The organism is Mesorhizobium sp. P2_F8 (assembly GCF_056403655.1).
Genome location: NZ_JBFUFB010000008.1, coordinates 215,975 through 233,260, shown reverse-complemented (window position 1 = coordinate 233,260; position 17,286 = coordinate 215,975). Strand labels below are relative to the sequence as shown.

The 17,286-nt window shown below is 61.5% G+C and carries 17 protein-coding genes; 6 read left to right on the top strand and 11 right to left on the bottom strand.

Annotated elements, in window-relative coordinates:
• Positions 1 to 56: 56 nt before the first annotated feature.
• Complete coding sequence (locus AC1DZP_RS21205) at positions 57 to 1,421, bottom strand: leucyl aminopeptidase family protein (RefSeq protein WP_477305109.1); 1,365 nt, start codon at positions 1,419 to 1,421, stop codon at positions 57 to 59.
• A 124-nt stretch (positions 1,422 to 1,545) separates the two neighbouring features.
• Between AC1DZP_RS21205 and AC1DZP_RS21200 the strand changes: the two genes are divergently transcribed.
• Positions 1,546 to 2,367 carry a tetratricopeptide repeat protein gene (locus AC1DZP_RS21200; protein WP_477305281.1) on the top strand — a complete coding sequence of 274 codons (822 nt, stop codon included), beginning with the start codon at positions 1,546 to 1,548 and terminating at the stop codon, positions 2,365 to 2,367.
• Between the two features lie 173 nt (positions 2,368 to 2,540).
• On the opposite strand, the gene AC1DZP_RS21195 is transcribed toward AC1DZP_RS21200, so the two are convergent.
• The 9 genes from AC1DZP_RS21195 to AC1DZP_RS21155 form a co-directional block, all read right to left on the bottom strand.
• Entirely contained in the window at positions 2,541 to 3,563 is a 1,023-nt protein-coding gene (locus tag AC1DZP_RS21195; RefSeq protein WP_457151533.1) for a type II secretion system F family protein, read from the bottom strand.
• Positions 3,564 to 3,572: 9 nt separating this feature from the next.
• Positions 3,573 to 4,586, bottom strand: a complete 1,014-nt coding sequence (locus AC1DZP_RS21190) for a type II secretion system F family protein (RefSeq protein WP_477305107.1) — start codon at positions 4,584 to 4,586, stop codon at positions 3,573 to 3,575.
• Between the two features lie 20 nt (positions 4,587 to 4,606).
• A complete protein-coding gene (locus tag AC1DZP_RS21185) occupies positions 4,607 to 6,112 on the bottom strand; it encodes a CpaF family protein (protein WP_477305105.1) in 1,506 nt (501 codons plus the stop codon).
• Positions 6,113 to 6,141: 29 nt separating this feature from the next.
• Positions 6,142 to 7,425, bottom strand: a complete 1,284-nt coding sequence (locus AC1DZP_RS21180) for a CpaE/TadZ family protein (RefSeq protein ID WP_477305103.1) — start codon at positions 7,423 to 7,425, stop codon at positions 6,142 to 6,144.
• A gap of 43 nt (positions 7,426 to 7,468) precedes the next feature.
• Positions 7,469 to 8,206, bottom strand: a complete 738-nt coding sequence (locus AC1DZP_RS21175; protein ID WP_457153294.1) for a CpaD family pilus assembly protein — start codon at positions 8,204 to 8,206, stop codon at positions 7,469 to 7,471.
• Positions 8,207 to 8,218: 12 nt separating this feature from the next.
• Entirely contained in the window at positions 8,219 to 9,736 is a 1,518-nt protein-coding gene (locus tag AC1DZP_RS21170) for a type II and III secretion system protein family protein (protein WP_095082367.1), read from the bottom strand.
• Positions 9,733 to 10,548: a Flp pilus assembly protein CpaB gene (cpaB, locus tag AC1DZP_RS21165; RefSeq protein ID WP_457153293.1), complete on the bottom strand. Its 816-nt coding sequence runs from the start codon at positions 10,546 to 10,548 to the stop codon at positions 9,733 to 9,735. The genes AC1DZP_RS21170 and cpaB overlap by 4 nt, the downstream gene beginning before the upstream one ends.
• Before the next feature lie 214 nt (positions 10,549 to 10,762).
• Positions 10,763 to 11,281, bottom strand: a complete 519-nt coding sequence (locus AC1DZP_RS21160) for an A24 family peptidase (protein WP_095082371.1) — start codon at positions 11,279 to 11,281, stop codon at positions 10,763 to 10,765.
• 178 nt (positions 11,282 to 11,459) lie between these two features.
• Positions 11,460 to 11,636, bottom strand: a complete 177-nt coding sequence (locus tag AC1DZP_RS21155; protein ID WP_184877599.1) for a Flp family type IVb pilin — start codon at positions 11,634 to 11,636, stop codon at positions 11,460 to 11,462.
• A gap of 327 nt (positions 11,637 to 11,963) precedes the next feature.
• Here AC1DZP_RS21155 and AC1DZP_RS21150 point away from each other — a divergent pair, with 327 nt between their 5' ends.
• From AC1DZP_RS21150 to AC1DZP_RS21140, 3 genes are all read left to right on the top strand, one after another.
• Positions 11,964 to 12,386: a pilus assembly protein N-terminal domain-containing protein gene (locus AC1DZP_RS21150; protein WP_477305101.1), complete on the top strand. Its 423-nt coding sequence runs from the start codon at positions 11,964 to 11,966 to the stop codon at positions 12,384 to 12,386.
• Positions 12,387 to 12,524: 138 nt separating this feature from the next.
• Positions 12,525 to 13,106 (top strand): TadE/TadG family type IV pilus assembly protein, encoded by a 582-nt coding sequence (locus tag AC1DZP_RS21145; RefSeq protein ID WP_477305099.1) that lies wholly within the window; start codon positions 12,525 to 12,527, stop codon positions 13,104 to 13,106.
• A 45-nt stretch (positions 13,107 to 13,151) separates the two neighbouring features.
• Entirely contained in the window at positions 13,152 to 13,763 is a 612-nt protein-coding gene (locus AC1DZP_RS21140) for a TadE/TadG family type IV pilus assembly protein (RefSeq protein WP_095084272.1), read from the top strand.
• Between the two features lie 45 nt (positions 13,764 to 13,808).
• On the opposite strand, the gene AC1DZP_RS21135 is transcribed toward AC1DZP_RS21140, so the two are convergent.
• Complete coding sequence (locus tag AC1DZP_RS21135; RefSeq protein ID WP_477305097.1) at positions 13,809 to 14,759, bottom strand: phosphate/phosphite/phosphonate ABC transporter substrate-binding protein; 951 nt, start codon at positions 14,757 to 14,759, stop codon at positions 13,809 to 13,811.
• Between the two features lie 280 nt (positions 14,760 to 15,039).
• Here AC1DZP_RS21135 and AC1DZP_RS21130 point away from each other — a divergent pair, with 280 nt between their 5' ends.
• Positions 15,040 to 16,281, top strand: coding sequence for a phosphopentomutase (locus tag AC1DZP_RS21130; RefSeq protein WP_457153984.1), 1,242 nt, complete (start codon positions 15,040 to 15,042; stop codon positions 16,279 to 16,281).
• Positions 16,274 to 17,164: a bifunctional DNA-formamidopyrimidine glycosylase/DNA-(apurinic or apyrimidinic site) lyase gene (gene mutM / locus AC1DZP_RS21125; RefSeq protein WP_477225342.1), complete on the top strand. Its 891-nt coding sequence runs from the start codon at positions 16,274 to 16,276 to the stop codon at positions 17,162 to 17,164. Before AC1DZP_RS21130 ends, mutM begins: the two co-directional genes overlap by 8 nt.
• The last annotated feature ends 122 nt before the right edge of the window (positions 17,165 to 17,286 follow it).

Below are 17,286 nucleotides of genomic sequence, written 5' to 3'. Positions count from 1 at the left end.
CAAATTGTTTCGGTTCCGTTTCAGTTTCTGCAATTTGCCGGCTCTGCTTGTCGCTATCAGCCAAAGCGTTTCGAGATGATCCGCTCCAGCGCTCGAATGCCTTGCGCCTCGCCGCCCGCGGGGCCATGCGCACGGTCGGCGGGGTTCCAGGCGAAGATGTCGAAATGCGCCCAGCCGGCGGTCTTTTCGACAAAGCGCTTCAGGAAGAGTGCCGCCGTGATCGAGCCGGCGAAACCGTCGGTGGTGACGTTGTTGATGTCGGCAATCTTCGACGACAGTTTTGCATCGTAAGGCCGCCACAGCGGCATGCGCCACAACGGATCCTCGATCGCGACGGAAGCCACCGCCAGGTCGGACGCCAGCGCTTCATCGCCGGTATAGAAGGGCGGCAGGTCGGGACCGAGCGCGACACGGGCTGCCCCGGTCAGCGTCGCCATATCGACCAGAAGCTGCGGTTCCTCCTCGTCGGCCAAGGCCAGTGCATCGGCCAACACCAGCCGCCCCTCGGCGTCCGTGTTGCCGATCTCGACGGTGATGCCCTTGCGGCTCGTCAGCACGTCGCCCGGCCGGAAGGCGTTGCCGGCGATCGAATTCTCGACCGCGGGAATGAGCACGCGCAGACGCACCTTCAGGCTGGCGGCCATGATCATCGAGGCGAGACCAAGCACATTGGCCGCGCCGCCCATGTCCTTCTTCATCAACAGCATGCCGGACGACGGCTTGATGTCGAGACCGCCCGTGTCGAAACAGACGCCCTTGCCGACCAGCGTCACCTTCGGCGCGCCTTGCGGCCCCCATCTCATGTCGATCAGGCGCGGCGCGCCGGTCGACGCGCGACCGACGGCATGGATCATCGGGAAATTCCGGTCGAGGAGATCGTCGCCCGTCACCACCGAGATTTCGGCACTGTGCGCCACGGCCAGGCTCCGCACCGCCTTCTCCAATTCCTCCGGACCCATGTCGCTGGTCGGCGTGTTGACCAGATCGCGTGTCAGGAAGACGCCATCGGCAATGCGGCGAACGCGCCCGGCATCGACGCCGGCCGGCAAGACGAAGCGCAGCGCCTTGCCGGATTTCTTGCCATAACGGGTAAAGACATAGCCGCCGAGCACCAACGCAGTTGCCGCCAGTTCCGGCTCGGCCGGCGCGGAGGCGAAATGCCAATCGCCTTCCGGCAAGGCTTTCGACAACGCACCAAGAGCGAGTGCGCCCTCGCCATCGCCGATACCGAACAAGGCGCCGCCGAGGGCTCCCTGTTCGCCGGGCACGACCAGCGTCCTGCCTGCCTCGCCTGAAAAGCCGTTTGCCCTGGCCCAGGCGACCGCGGCAGGCGCAAGACCGGCTGCTTCCAGCCCATCCCTGGCGACCAGATGGACCGGCAGCGCGCCCGGCAGTTTCTTTTCGACGAGTTCGACAGGCATTCGATGTTCTCCGTGCGGCGCCCTTGAGTCGCCATTCTTAACCGTCCGTTAGGGTTAACAGAATATTTCTTCGGGAGGGAAGATGGCCACGCAATGGCCGCGTATGAATGGAGGCCCGGTGCCGATGCCGACCAACCGCACGATCAATGCCACGGGAAAACGGTTCATCACCACGGCGCTCGTGCTGGCGCTCGCGGCCGGTGTCGCCGGTTGCGCAACCGACAAGTTCACCACCGGTTCGATCGGACGCAACAGCGGCAAGCCGCTGGAGGCCATGTCGGGCGGGGAACTGCACACTGCAACGGCGGCACTTGGCCAATCCTACGCCAGGAACCCCACCGACAAGCGTATCGCCACCAATTATGCGGCAGCGCTGCAGATGGATGGCGACGCCGACCAGTCGCTCGCCGTGATGCGCAAGCTGGCGATCGCCCTGCCGAAGGATCGCGACGTGCTCGCCTCCTATGGCAAGGCGCTGGCTGCCAATGGTCAGTTCGAGGCCGCACTGGACGCCGTGCGCCGCGCCCAGACACCGGAATATCCCGACTGGAGGCTGGTGTCGGCCGAAGCGGCCATTCTCGACCAGATCGGCCAGAAGGACGACGCGCGCCAGCTTTATCGCAAGGCTCTCGAACTGAAGCCGAACGAGCCTTCGGTGCTCTCCAATCTCGGCATGTCCTACGTGCTGGAAGGTGACCTGCGCACCGCCGAAACCTATATGCGTTCCGCCGCGCAGCAGCCGAACGCAGACAGCCGGGTGCGCCAGAACCTGGCGCTGGTCGTCGGCCTGCAGGGCCGTTTCGACGAAGCCGAGAAGATCGCCTCGCAGGAACTCTCGCCCGAACAGGCACAGGCAAACGTCGCCTATCTGCGCCAGATGCTGGCCCAGCAGAACGCCTGGAGCCAGCTCAAGGACCAGGACAAGCCCAAGTCCGCGACCAACTAGATCTCGTCGCGCCGAATTCGCTTTAAGTCTTTGCTTGATGCATGTCGTTGACCAAAACCGCTGCGCATTTGGCCGACATGCAATAGACGACAATCTGCGACAACCTTGAAATGAAGAAGCCGCGCTGCGTTCAGCGCGGCTTCTTCATTTCTGATGCGGGACGAGCCTCGTCTCTATTGCGCTGTCGATGATGGTGCCGAACGATCGCCGAAGATGCCGCGCTGGCTGACCTGAATGCCGGCGGGGCCCAGAATGATCGCGAAAAGCACCGGCAGGAAGAACAGGATCATCGGCACGGTGAGCTTCGGCGGCAAGGCCGCCGCCTTCTTCTCGGCCGCGTTCATGCGCATGTCGCGGCTTTCGGCGGCCAGCACGCGCAGTGCATGCGCCACCGGCGTGCCGTAACGTTCGGCCTGGACGAGTGCCTGCGACACCGACTTGACCGATTCCAGGCCGGTGCGGCTTGCCAGGTTCTCGTAGGCCTGCCTGCGCTCCTGCAGATAGGAAAGCTCGGCGTTGGTGAGGATGAATTCTTCCGCCAGCGCCACCGATTGCGCGCCGATCTCGTCGGCGACCTTGCGCAGGGCCGCTTCCACCGACATGCCCGATTCGACGCAGATCAGCATCAGATCGAGCGCATCCGGCCACGCCATCTGGATAGACTGCTTGCGCTTGGTAGCGCGGTTGTTGACGTAGACGACCGGAGCGTAGAAGCCGCCATAGGCAACGAGGATGCAGACGAACACCCTGATGACCAATGGCTTGTCGGGCAATCCTCCGAGTACGAAGGTGTAGATTGCGCCCAGCGCGAAGCCGACAAAAGGCAGCACGAGACGGAAGAAAAGAAACCGCGTCAGCGGGTTCTGTCCGCGAAAGCCGGCGACCTTGAGTTTCTGCAATGTGCCCTCATCGGCGAGCGCGCGCCTCAGATCCAGCCGGTCGACAATGTTGCGCATACCAACCGACTGTTCCTCGCGCAGGCCCTTGCGACGGCGATCCGCTTCGACGGCAAGCCGGGCGCGCTGCTTGGCACGCAGTTCGTCGCGTTCCAGCGCGACGGTTTTCATGCGTGACTTGAGCTGGTTTCCGCCAAACGCCGGTAGCAAGGTGAAAACGGTCGCAAACACCGCTATGGCGACCAGCATCGCGATCAGGAAGCTCGGATCGGTCAGGGATTTGATGACTTGGTCGGTCATGCCAGCATCCTAGACTTCGAAGTTCATCATCTTGCGCATCACAAAGATGCCGATCGACATCCAGACCGCCGAGCACCCAAGGATCAGGTGTCCAACGTTGGTGACGAACAGCGGCATCAGGTAGTTCGGGCTCGACAGGTAGACGAGAAACGCAACGATGAAAGGCAGCGCACCGATGATGGCGGCGGACGCTTTCGCTTCCATCGACAGTGCTTGGACCTTGGCTTTCATCTTCTTGCGATCGCGCAGCACGCGCGAAAGATTGCCCAGCGCCTCGGATAGGTTGCCGCCAGCCTGCGATTGAATCTGGATGACGATGCCGAAGAAGCTCGCCTCCGTGCAAGGCATGGTTTCGGGCATGCGCAAGGTCGCATCGGGGATCGACAGGCCCATCTGCTGGGAATCGACGATACGACGAAATTCGGTCTTCACCGGTTCGGGAGATTCGTTGGCTATCAGGCGCACGGCGTCGTTCAGCGGCAGGCCGGACTTGACTGCACGCACGATGATATCGAGCGCGTTTGGAAATTCGTTGAGGAATGCCTTGACGCGGCGGGCGCGACGAAACGAGACGAACCAGCGCGGCAGGCCGAATGCGCCGGCCAGCAGCACGCCCGGCAGAACGAGCCGCGGCGCTCCGGCCACAAAGGCAACCATCGTCAAAGCGAGGCCGCATATGGCGGAGTATATATAGAAGCGCTCGACGGTGATCTTCAGGCCAGCCTGACGGAGTTGGGCTTTCAGCGGTGGTTTCTTGACCCTGCTGTCGTTGGTTTTCTGCTTTGCGTCGAGCTCGTTCAGCGAATCCTGAACCGACTTGCGCCGCTTGACGGCTTCCGCCGCGCGATCACGCGAGGCCTTGACGACGGAGCGATCAGTCTCGGCGGACTTGATCGTTTCAAGCCGCTTGCCGACCTGTTTCTCGTTGCTGATCCGGGTGAACAGGAATGCATAGGCGACCGCGCCGGCGCTAAAGCCGGCGAGCACGACAAACGCCAGTACTGTGCCGTCAATTCCAAACATTGGCCAGAACCCTCACGCCGTCAGTCAGCGCGTTTCTCCATCGCTTCGAGCGCAGTGGCGAGGCGCTGCTCCTCGCCATAGTAGCGAGCCCGGTCCCAGAAATGCGGACGACCGATGCCGGTCGATACATGCTCTCCCAGCAGCCTGCCATTGGCGTCCTCGCCCTTGATGTTATAGAGGACGATATCCTGCGTGATGATGACGTCGCCCTCCATGCCGATCACCTCGGTGATGTGGGTGATGCGACGCGATCCATCGCGCAGGCGCGCCGCCTGGATGATCACGTCGATGGAGCCGACGACGATTTCGCGCACGGTTTTCTGAGGCAGCGAATAACCGCCCATCGCGATCATGGATTCGATACGGTTCAGGCACTCGCGCGGGCTGTTCGAGTGGATCGTTCCCATCGAACCATCATGGCCGGTGTTCATCGCCTGCAGAAGGTCGAACACCTCGGGTCCGCGCACTTCGCCGACTATGATGCGCTCGGGACGCATGCGCAGGCAGTTCTTGACAAGGTCGCGCATCGTTACCTCACCCTCGCCCTCCAGATTGGGCGGGCGGGTTTCGAGGCGCACGACATGCGGCTGCTGCAATTGCAGCTCGGCCGAGTCCTCGCAGGTGATGACGCGCTCCTCGCGGTCGATATAGTTGGTCAGGCAGTTGAGCAGAGTCGTCTTGCCCGAGCCGGTACCGCCCGAGATGACGATGTTGCAGCGAACACGACTGATGATCTTGAGAACTTCGGCTCCCTGCGGTGAGATGGCGCCGAACCTGACCAGCTGATCCAGGGTCAGCTTGTCCTTCTTGAATTTGCGGATGGTGAGCGTGGCACCGTCGATGGAGAGCGGCGGCGCGATGACGTTGACGCGTGAACCGTCGGGAAGACGCGCGTCGCAGATCGGGCTGGATTCGTCGACACGGCGGCCAACCTGGCTGACGATGCGCTGGCAGATGTTGAGGAGCTGCTGGTTGTCGCGAAAGCGGATGCCGGTCTGTTCGACCTTGCCGTTGACTTCGATGTAGACGTTCTTGGAGCCGTTGACCATGATGTCGGCGATGTCATCGCGCGCCAGCAACGGCTCGAGTGGCCCATAGCCGAGTACATCGTTGCAGATGTCCTCGAGAAGTTCCTCCTGCTCAGCGATCGTCATCGCGAAATTCTTGATCGCGATGATGTCGTTGACGATGTCGCGAATTTCTTCGCGTGCGCTTTCGGGATCAAGCTTGGAGAGCTGCGACAGATCGATGGTGTCTATGAGCGCGGAGAAAACCTGGCTCTTGGTGTCGTAATAGGATTCGCTCTTTTCGCGTTGGACCCGCTTCAGGTCCGGTGCCGATGACGGCGCATCGATTGTGCGGCGCGCCGGCGGCGCGACAGGTGCGCTTGGCGGAGGCGCAGCGGGGCGGGAAAGCACCGCCGTATCCGCAGAACTTGCGGCCGCCGGCGCAACCGGGGTCGGTGCCGGCTGGCGAAATTCCGGCGTGAACCGGTTTCCGTCGTCGCTGCCTCTTTTACCAAACATGATCTGCTACCGATTCCACCGCTGAAACGTCATTTCTTGTTGCGCGAGAGCCTGCCAAGCAGATTGCCAAGCCCTGCCTTCTTCTTCGTCTTGATTTCACTGCGCCCAGTCAGCACGTGCGCGATTTCGTTGATCATCGCGACAACCGAGTTCTTGGCATCCATTTCGCCAAGCATGCGCCCGTTGTTGGCGGCATTGCCGAACAGCAACGGATCAAAGCCAATGACCGACATCGGCGTCAGGCCGAGCGGCTCGGTGAAATCGGACGGTGAAATCTCCGGGCGCTTGGGAACGCCGGCCTGGTTGATGATCAGCTTCGGCGGCGGGTCGTTGGGACGAAGCCGCTTCAACATGTCGACCATGTTCTTGGTGTTGCGCAGATTGGCCAGTTCCGGCGTCGCCGTGATGACGATCTCGTCGGCCTTGATCAGCGTGTTCTTGGTCCAGCCCGTCCAGGCATGGGGAATATCGAGCACCAGTAGCGGCACGCTGCGCTGGGCGGTGTCGATGAGCTGCGCGAAGGCTTCGGGATCGAAGTCATAGACCCTTTCGAGCGTCGAAGGGGCTGCCAGCAGCGACAGGTGTTCGGCGCACTGGGTCAGCAGACGGTCGAGATAGACTTCATCGATGCGCTCCGGCGAAAACACCGCCTCGGCGATGCCTTGCGCCGGATCCCGGTCGAAATTGATGTTGGCCGTACCGAAAGCGAGGTCGAGATCGGCGACGACCACCTCGGATTTGAACAGGGTGGACATCGCCCAGGCCACATTGTGGGCAATCGTGGAGGAACCGACGCCGCCCTTGGCGCCGACAAAGGCGATCGAGCGGCCGAGCGGCTCGGCTTCCGGATCAATGAAAATCGACGACACCACGCTGACGATGTCAGCCATCGACACAGGTGCGATCACATATTCGGAAATGCCGGAGCGGATGAGCTCGCGATAGAGACCGACATCATTGTAATGACCTATCACCACCACCTTCGAGGTCGGATCGCAATATTCCGAGAGCTGGGCGAGTTGCTCCAGCAATTGCTTCGGCTCGCTGCGCGATTCCAGCAGGATAAGATTGGGCGTCGGCGCCGACCGATAGAATTCGATGGCGGTGGGGACGCCGCCCATATGCACCTTGAGATGCGCCTTCGTCATGCGGCGGTCCTCGCCGGCGCGCTCGACCGGATTTGCAACGCCCTCGGTCTCGCAGAATGCCTGGATCGAGATGCGCGGGATCGGCCGCAATGCCTGCATCGCGGCGATGTCTTGCTGCGAAGTATCGCTGCCATCCACCGGGGCGTCGTAGGCAAGGTTGCTCATGATCATACTCTTTCGCGTGGCCTGTTCTGTCCGAGACGGCGGCTCAGAAATCTACTTCCGAATTGCTAAGGAACTCGCCCGAGATGCCCCTCTGACGGTAGACATCGATCACCGCGCCGCGATTTTCAGCATCGATGTCGGTAGATTTGCGCGGGCCGAGCAGATCGGCCGGGTTGGCCATCTGCGCGGCGAGATTGTTCTGATAGGAGCAGCCGAAGTCGGCATAATGCTTGTTTTCCGAGGTCTCGACCAGGTCAGCTGGCCAGCGTCCGCATTTGTCGGTCTGGGCTCTGACCGAGACAAAGGAGACGCGAACCGGCGAGGAGATCTCGCTCGAGGCGGCCTGATAGGAGGTGACGACGACCCGGTTGCGCTTGACACCGGCGGCGACCGCGAGCCGGGCGAAATCGCGGGCCGCCGCCGTCGCGGCGACCTCGTTGGCCGACCCGCTCGGGACCTGGATCGTCAGCGTCGGGGCGGCACTCTTGTCATAGCTGTCGAGGAAGCCCAGAAGCGTGTCGCGCTGCGATCCGGTCATGCCGCGATCGCCGGCGCCGACAGGCAGGTCGATCTTCTGGTTCTTCTCCGCGATCACGATCGGATGATTGGTACGATAATCATCCGGAATCGCACCGACGGTGACGCTGTCGCGATTGGCGCAGCCGGACAGAAGCGCCGCTACCGCAATTGCCAGGACCGGAACGGCTCGCCCGCAAATCCGCGAACGGCCAAAGCGCATCGTCGTGGCGATGGTGCTTGCCTTCAATGCTGACTGAGACATATCCGCTCCCGCCTATTTGTAGATGAAGCCGACAACGCCATGGTAACGGCCGTTGGGCTTGTCAGTCTGCATGGTGCCGTAGACGCGATTGACCCTGCCAAGGAACATGGCGGCGCCATCGCTGGCAGCGTTGAAATTGTCGTCCGGCTTGGCAAGGTCGTTGCGTGCCACGGGCCGTGCGAGATACGGCGTGATGATGATCACCAGCTCGGTTTCGTTGCGCACGAAATCCCTGCTGCGGAACAGCGCGCCGAGCACCGGAATCTTTGTCAGCCCTGGCAACCCGTTGACGGCTTGCCTGACATCGTCGCGAACCAGGCCGGCGATCATCATGGAGCCGCCCGAGGGCAGTTCAACGGTCGTATCGGCAAGGCGCTTGCGCAGTGACAGGGCATTCATGCCGGGGCTGGTCACGCCACTGGAAAACGAAACCGACCCTTCCGTTGTCGGCTCGGAAACCGAGGTTCTGACTTTCAGGCTTATGCGGCCGGGAGACAACACCACCGGCTGGAATTCCAGACCGATGCCGTACTCGATCTTGTCGACGCTGTAGGTCTTCAGGCCGGTCTGGTTGTCGGTCGATACATTCTGGGAGACGCCGCTCACCATGTTGTATTCACCACCGACCTTGAAGGTCGCCTTCTCGCCGGACACGGCGGTCAAGGTCGGCTCAGCCAGTGTCTTCATGACGCCGGACTGCTCCATGGCGTTGATATAGGCCTGCAGCCCCGAGGCGCCGATGTTGAAGCCCGAATTCGACAGCTGCTTGCCGAGGCCGGTGAAATTGTCGCTGACCGCGCCGTAGCTGATGCCGTTGCTGCCGCCACTGCCGACCATGTTGACGCCGAGCTGCTTCATCACCGAGCGGCTGACTTCGGCGACCGTCACCTTCAGCGTGACCTGATCGTCGCCGATGATCTGAAGCAGGTTGACGATCTTGCTGGTGCGGCGTTCCTGGTCCGGATTGTCGATCTGGACACCGTTCTGCGCCGAACCGCCGGCCGCGGTCTGCGAATATTGTCCCGTGGTCGCTTCACCGCCCGACACGAAGATCGTCGCCAGGTCGACGGCGCGTTTTGCGTCCAGCGGCGTGTCGACCGTCCCTGTCAGGACGACGTTGTCATTCAGCAGTTCCACCTTGATTGCCGACGTTGGAATGAAGCGCTTGATATAGTCTTCAAGGCCGGCAACGTCGCGTTCGACAGCCAGATCCAGGCTGACGATCTGCTCGCCATTCGGACCGAAGACAAAGATGTTCGTCTCGCCGACCGCCTTGCCGAACAGATAGATACGCCTTGCGGTGCGGGTCACCGCATCGGCAACCGCCGGGTTGGCGACGAGAATATCGTAGGCATCGCTCGGCAGGTCGATGACCACCGACTTGTTGAGGCCAAGCTTGACGCGCTGGGTTGCCGTCGATGCAGTGACCTGCGCGTTCTTTGCCTCGACAACGCCTTGCAGATTCGTCCCGATGAGCAGCAGGCTGAATGCCGCGGCTACAATTGCCGGCAGTTTACCACTTAGCCTCATTTCCTTGCCCCCACTTCGGAAACTTCGCCCGACTTGATCAGCCTCACCGTTCCCCTGCGGCCATTGCCGGAAACGAGATAGTCAGCCTCGCCTAGATTCTTTTCCTGGGTGTCCGCGACCGCCCGCAGCGCCAGGGTCAGGCGATCCGCCATCTGCTGGGCAACCGTGATGATCTCCGCCTGACGCGGTGTCAGTTCCAGCGTGGCGGTCTGGCCCACTCTGGTCTTCTTGCCTTCCTCGTCCTCCTGAATGGTCTGGTCGATTGCCAGCACGCGGATGTTCTTGAGGATGGTTTCAGTGTTGAAACTGGTGGCGCCGCCGCCGCTGGCATCGCCCCTGCGGGTCATGATCACATCGACGAAGTCGTTCGGAAGAATGAAGCCGCCGGCCGATGTGTCGGCCGAGATGGCGGTGGCGACCGCGCGCATGCCGGAAGGCAGGATCGACGACATGAAGCTCTGCCCCTCGCCGATCAGCTTGGAACGCCGCAGGGGCTCTCCGGCGTACATCGCCACGCGGGCAACGGATCCCTTCAGCTTTTCCAGCGCCTCTGGCTCGGCGGTGCGGGTGATGAAATTCGCGTTGATGCCGTCGGCGGGCCAGGATTGCCAGGCGATGTTTTTCTCGAGCGGACTGCCCATCGGAACGTCGCCCGAAAGCACTAGCACATCCTGCAGCGACACCGCCGGCGCCTGGGGCCCGGAATCGACGACGATCTGGGGCGGCGGTGCCACCATGTTCTTCGCGACATAACCGGCACCACCCGCCGCGGCCACCGCCACGCTCAGAATTATCAATCGCGATGCTGGCATCTGTCCGAACCCTTGCCCTGGCAAACCACGTAGCCAGGCCGGACTTTGCAGCGGCAATCGTCAAAACAAGGTTAATGTAATGCTTACGATCGTGATTAATTTAACGTTTACATAAATTAGCCGGAATGTGGCCTGACCGGCCAAAACGGGCCGTCCCGGCGTTGTCGAAAGCCGGCTGCGGCAATGCTGGTGGATAACCGAAATCGGATCGTGTTCAGGTCGCCAGCCTGGTCAGCGCCCAGACCATCAAGGGCGAATCCGGATAGGTCAGCAACCCACCAAGGCCAAGCGCGATGCCGTAGGGAACCCCATTTGACTCTTCGGCGAAATGGCGCAGAAACGGATTTTGGCCGGTAACGGCCGCAAGCAGCGATTTCCGGTAGAGGAGGATGGCGAGCGTCAGCAGGCCGCCGATGATTGTCGAGACCACAAGATATTCGACGAGATGTATATTGAGACCCATCCACATCGCGGAGGCGGCCAGCAGCTTGGCGTCGCCACCACCCATGCCACCCATTGCAAACAGGCCGAACGTCACGGCCAGGACCAGGGCGCCGGTGGCGATATGTCCGCCATAGGCTGCCCATTCCATACCCGTCAGCGGCGCAACCAGCGCGAAAACAACAACAAGCAGCACCGGCACGCGATTGGCGATCGTCATCGACAGCATGTCGGAGATCGCGGCAAACAGCATGCAGAACGGAAACACGACGAAGATCAGGGCTTCAAGCATCGGCGCTATGCCTATTGTCCGATTTCACAGGGCTCAATCTAGCCATGTTCGATTAACGATTGGTGAGGCCCGGAACGAAGAGGCGACTGGTATTGGCAGCGGAATAGAGAAGGGCCGCCACGCGGCAGCCCTTCTCTAGAACGTGATCCGAGCGCTCAGCGCTCAGCTATGCGCCATATTAGCTGCCGCTGCTGTTCAGGGTGTTTCCGATAGCCAGGAACTTGGTGTTGAGTGCATTGCCGAGCGCGCCAGCGCCAGTGATGATGGCGAGCGCGATGAGAGCGGCGATCAGACCATATTCGATAGCGGTCGCGCCGGATTCGTCCTTCACAAAACGTGCGATGAGATTAGACATTCGAGAGCTCCTACTCCACGTGTTACAGCACTTCCGTCAACTTCTGCGTTGGTTGATCGGATACTGGCAATCTAGGGAGAAGCTCTTTCGATCGGCTTAATAAACAGCCTTACCGATTCCTTTCCCGGTTCGAATATATTGCGTGGTTAACCCAGCACTAAATGCCGGCCGGCCTCATCCGTTTGCAGGGGTCGATGGTGGGGAGATCGCGCTCCGCAGGTAATCAACTCGGCACCCCGCACCCTTCGACCAGGGTGTCCGCTTAACCGTTGGTTCACCAATCTCGTTCATGTTCCGTTGATCAGTCTGCTTGCGTGGAGCGCCTCAATGGCCCAGCCGAGATCGTTAATCGTGATTGCTGCGCTTCTTGTCGCCGCGAACTTCGTCGCGCCCGCCATGGCCGGGGCCGGCATCGAGGTCACGATGAACCAGGCCAAGATCGTCAAACTGTCGCGTCCGGCCGATACGATCGTGGTCGGCAATCCAGCAATCGCCGACGCTTCCGTACAGGACGCCTCGACGATCGTGTTGACCGGCAAGGGTTTCGGCGTCACCAATCTGGTCGTGCTCGATACGGACGGCAGCCCGATCGTCGACGAACAGGTTACCGTCGTGCGGCAGGCCGCCTCGTCGGTGCGTATCTATCGCCGTGCAGAAATACAGACCATGTCCTGCACGCCCTATTGCGAAAGCTCCTATAAGAGTGATGCGGAGAAATCCTCCGAGGCTGAGATGAACGGCATCCGATAGGATGGCGCGGTGGAATGCCGTTCAGGTTATCGGCTGGTTAAGACGCCATCGACGACTTTAACGATCATTCAAACCGGGCCTCAATTGGTTTGCGCTAATACGCCTTCCGAGACCGCATAGAGATCGGCAGGATCAGACATGAGCAAGGAATTCGGCTCCGCAGACGAGCACAGAGCGAGACGCCCAAGGTTTTTCGCTCGCTTCCTTCGCGACCGGCGCGGCAGTACGGCAATTGAATTCGGAATCCTTGCAATCCCGTTTGCGCTGCTTGTCTTTGCCATTCTGGAGAGCTGCATCGCATTTGCCGGCCAGGAAGTGTTGTCCAACATCACCGACGATGTCGCGCGCCGCTTGCGCACCGGCCAGCTAAGGGCGGCCGACGTCGCCGGAGACAATTTGAAGAACATGATCTGCGACAAACTGGAGATCATCGTCTCGCAGGATTGTCCCAATCAGCTGGACGTGGATCTTCGCCAATATACGACGTTCGCCRCTGCCGCCGCGGCCGGCTTCAAGATACAGGCTGGCCAAGTCGTCCTGACCAACGGCGGCGCCAACCAGTCCTTTGCTGTTACGGCGGGTGCTGCGGAATCGAAGAACATGCTGCGAGTCTTTTACAAATGGCCGATCATGACCGATCTACTGGCCCAGTCGATGGGCGGCAACAAGACCCTGCATTTCGCGTCGGTAACCTGGCAGAACGAGCCGTTCGACAATTGAGTTCGAGGCGGATACACGAGCAGTAAAAGAAAGAGGGCAATGGGCATGATGCGTGCGGGGGCACATCTCAAGACTTCAGGAATTTGGCGCAAAGCAATTCGATTCGGGTCCGATCGCCGCGGTATCGCGGCAGTCGAGTTCGCCTTGATCATGCCTCTTCTGCTGTCAATGTATTTCATCACCATGGAGGCGTCACAAGCCATCGAGACCAGCAAGAAGGTCAGTCGTCTCGGCAGCATGGTGGCTGATCTCGTCACCCAGCAGACGACAGTCGTCAAGGCGGATATCGACGCCATCATGGCGATCGGCGCCGTCACCCTTCAGCCCTACAACCGCTCGGTCCCGAGCATCACCATCACGGCCATACAGGTCACGACCGACGCAACGCCGCTGGTGCAAGTGGTGTGGTCGCGCAAGCTGGTCAATGGCGTCGCCAGCACTGGCCCCACCACCACCACGGTTCCAGCAAAACTCAAGGTCGCCGGCACCTTCCTCATTCGCGTCGACAGCACTCTTGGCTACAAGCCGGTCATCACCTGGTCGGCGGGCAGCCAACAGAAGCTTGGATTGACCTCGGCTTTCAACGCCCTGACGATGGGCGAGTCCTATTATCTGCGTCCGCGTAGAAGCGTGACGATCCCTTGCGGCGATTGCTGAACCGGACGCGCTGAGCCGTTCGCAAAACCGCTCCAAAGCCTCGCGTTACTGCCCCGGACCACTGCCCGCGACGAAGCGCACGACAGCCGCGGCCATGTCGTAATCCTTTGGCATCACGACAGCGAACCCGCCGGAATGCTTTGATTCCAAGAGATCGTAGACGTCCGGCGTCATCGACTTGAGGTTGGTGAGGAAGACGGTGAGCCGGCGCTTGGCTTCCGGATCGAGGTCGCTGCGGACGGCGTGGGGACCATATCTCAGCAGGCCTGACGCCCATACGACCTGAAGCGCCGTTGCCGAAAGTCCCGCAGCTTCGAGCCTCGCCTCGGTGCCCGATGCCTGGGTGCCCGATGCTTGAGGGCCCGATGCTTCCGGCTGGCCGTCGGCAGCAGCCGTCACCCAGCCGAACAGGCCATCGGCCTTGCCGTCGAGCAGCATTGTTTCCGCCGCCGCAGCCGACTCGGCATGGACCAGAAATGGTGCATCTTGCGAAATCTTGCGGCCTTCCGCCGTCAACGCCGCCAATGGCAACAGAGAACCGCCGACGCTGTCCGAAGGGGCCATGGCAATGCGATGGCTTTCCATTGCCGCCAGATCAGGCAGCTTGCCGTCGCGCGTCAGCAGAACCGAGCGGATACCGATCGCGCCGTCAAAATCGACCGGAGCCACAAGCGGCTCGATGCATCCGCAGCGTTGCGACGCCGTCGCGTAGGCGGTCGCCGAATAGATTGCGTATTGGATGCGGGCATTGGCCTGCGCCTCGATCAGCGCGGCATAGTCGCGGGCAACGACAATCTCGACCTTCATCCCCAAGGCCTTGGTATAGGCGTCGGTCAACCGTGCCAGCCCCGGAACGGTGTTGCCGGCGCCTGGCTCGGCAACAATGCCGATGCGGAACGTGCCGATATCATCGCGCCAGTCGGCATGCGCCGGATTGGACCAGAGCGCACCCTGCACCAGCATGAGAGCGGCGTATGCCTTCAGGGTAACCCTCATGACAGAACCGCCGTCTGCTTTCCTTGATCCATGCCCTTGCCCGCCGCATCGTTGCGACATGCCAAAACCGCCACGCACCATGCATGTCGTTGCCCCAAAAGCGCCGCGCACTTTTGGGCGACATGCATTCTCAGTTTATGCGTGTCGTTGCCCCAAAGCCGCGGCGCACTTTTGGGCGACATGCATCGGACTATCACGCCTGGTCGTTGCCGTTTGGTTTCCGAATTGCCAACGAAGTCGCGGAACCCTATGTCTGGGCGTTCAAACTGGCAACAATTCGATGGCGCGCGCTTTCCTCTTCGTTCTGGACTCCTTCGGCATCGGCGGGGCGGCCGACGCCGACCGCTATGGCGACGCAGGTGCCAACACATTCGCGCACATCACGGAAGCCTGTGCCGAAGGCCGCGCGGATCGCGAAGGGCTTCGCAGTGGACCGCTGTTTGTCCCCTACATGGCCTCGCTCGGGCTTGGCAAGGCCGCCGAAACCGCCACGGGACTGGGCTTCGCGAGCAGCGGCACGGATCTGCTCACCACGGCCTTCCACGGCGCGGCGCAAGAGGTTTCGAGCGGCAAGGACACGCCGTCGGGCCATTGGGAAATCGCCGGCCTGCCGGTGCGATTCGACTGGGGCTATTTCCCGGATACGGTTCCCGCCTTTCCGGCGGATCTGACCGAGGCGATCATCCGCGAGGGCAAGGTGCCGGGCATTCTCGGCAACTGTCATGCGCCGGGCACCGAAATCATCGAGCGGTTCGGCGAGGAGCACATCCGTACCGGCAAGCCGATTTGCTACACGTCGGTCGACTCGGTCCTGCAAATTGCCGCGCATGAAACCCATTTCGGCCTCGAGCGGCTTTATGAATTCTGCAAGGTGGTGCGCAGACTGGTTGACCCGCTGAGGATCGGGCGGGTGATTGCACGGCCGTTCGTCGGCGAAACCACCGCGACCTTCGAGCGAACCTACAACCGTCATGATTACGCGGTGCCGCCACCGGAGCCGACCCTGCTCGACCGGCTGACGGCGCGTGGCAGCCGTGTCATCGCGATCGGCAAGATCGGCGACATCTTCGCCCATCGCGGAATTTCGCAAGTGCGCAAGGCGGCGGGCAACATGGCCATGTTCGACGAGGCGCTGGGCGCGATGGATGATGCCGGCGATGGCGACCTCGTCTTCGCCAATTTCGTCGACTTCGACACCGAATTCGGGCATCGCCGCGACGTTGCGGGTTATGCTGCCGCGCTCGAGGCCTTCGACCGGCGGCTCCCGGAGGCATTTGCAAGGCTGCGGCAGGGCGATCTTCTCATCCTGACGGCCGACCATGGCAACGATCCGACCTGGCGCGGGACCGACCATACGCGCGAACGCATTCCGGTGATCGGCACCGGACCGGCTTTCAAGGGCGGTGACATCGGACTGAGAACGACATTCGCCGACATCGGTGAAACCGTGGCGGAGCATCTTGGGCTGGCGGCCGGCCGTTACGGCACGTCTTTCTATGCAGCGATTGGCGGCCATGCCTGAACTGCCCGAGGTCGAAACGGTCCGGCGTGGGCTGCAGCCGGTTCTGGAAGGCGCCACCATCACCCGTGTCGAGGCGCGCCGACCGGATTTGCGCTTTCCATTTCCCGAAAAATTCTCGCAGCGGCTGACCGGCAAGACGATCACCGCGCTCGGCCGCCGGGCCAAATATCTGACGATGGACGTTGAAGGCGGTCCGGTGCTGATCTGCCATCTCGGCATGTCGGGCTCATTCCGCATCGAGACGGCGGATGGCAGCGACATGCCTGGTATCTTCCACCACGACCGCTCGAAGAGCTCCAACCACGACCACGTCGTCTTCCATGTCGTATCCGTGGGCGGCGCCAGTTCGCGCGTGATCTTCAATGATCCGCGCCGCTTCGGCTTCATGTTGTTTGCCGAAGGACCGCCGGATGTCCATCCGATGCTGGCAGGGCTCGGCGTTGAGCCAACCGGCAACACATTGGACGGCCCGCTGCTTGCCTCATTGATGAAAGGGCGGCGATCACCGCTGAAGGCAGCGCTTCTCGACCAGAGACTGATCGCCGGGCTCGGCAACATCTATGTCTCGGAGGCGCTGTGGCGCGCCAGCCTGTCGCCGCTGCGCGAGGCGGGCACGATCGCCAAGCCCGGGAAGAAGGCCCAGGCTCAAAGCGAGCGCCTCGCCGAAGCCATTCGCTCGGTGATATCAGATGCGATCGCGGCCGGCGGATCCTCGCTCAGGGACTATATGCAGGCTGATGGATCGCTGGGCTACTTCCAGCATTCCTTCGCCGTCTACGACCGCGAGGGTGAGCCTTGCTCGAAACCCGGCTGTAGCGGCCACATCGAGCGGATCGTGCAGAGCGGCCGATCGACCTTCTATTGCCGGACGTGTCAGCGGTGAGTTAGAGCAGTTCCAGGAAACGTGTGAGACGGCTTTCCTGGGAAAAGCGCGTAGCGCTTTCCCTAGGGAGTTGCATCAAAACAAGGAGATAGACGGGTTCCGCGTTTCCGTGAAACGATGAC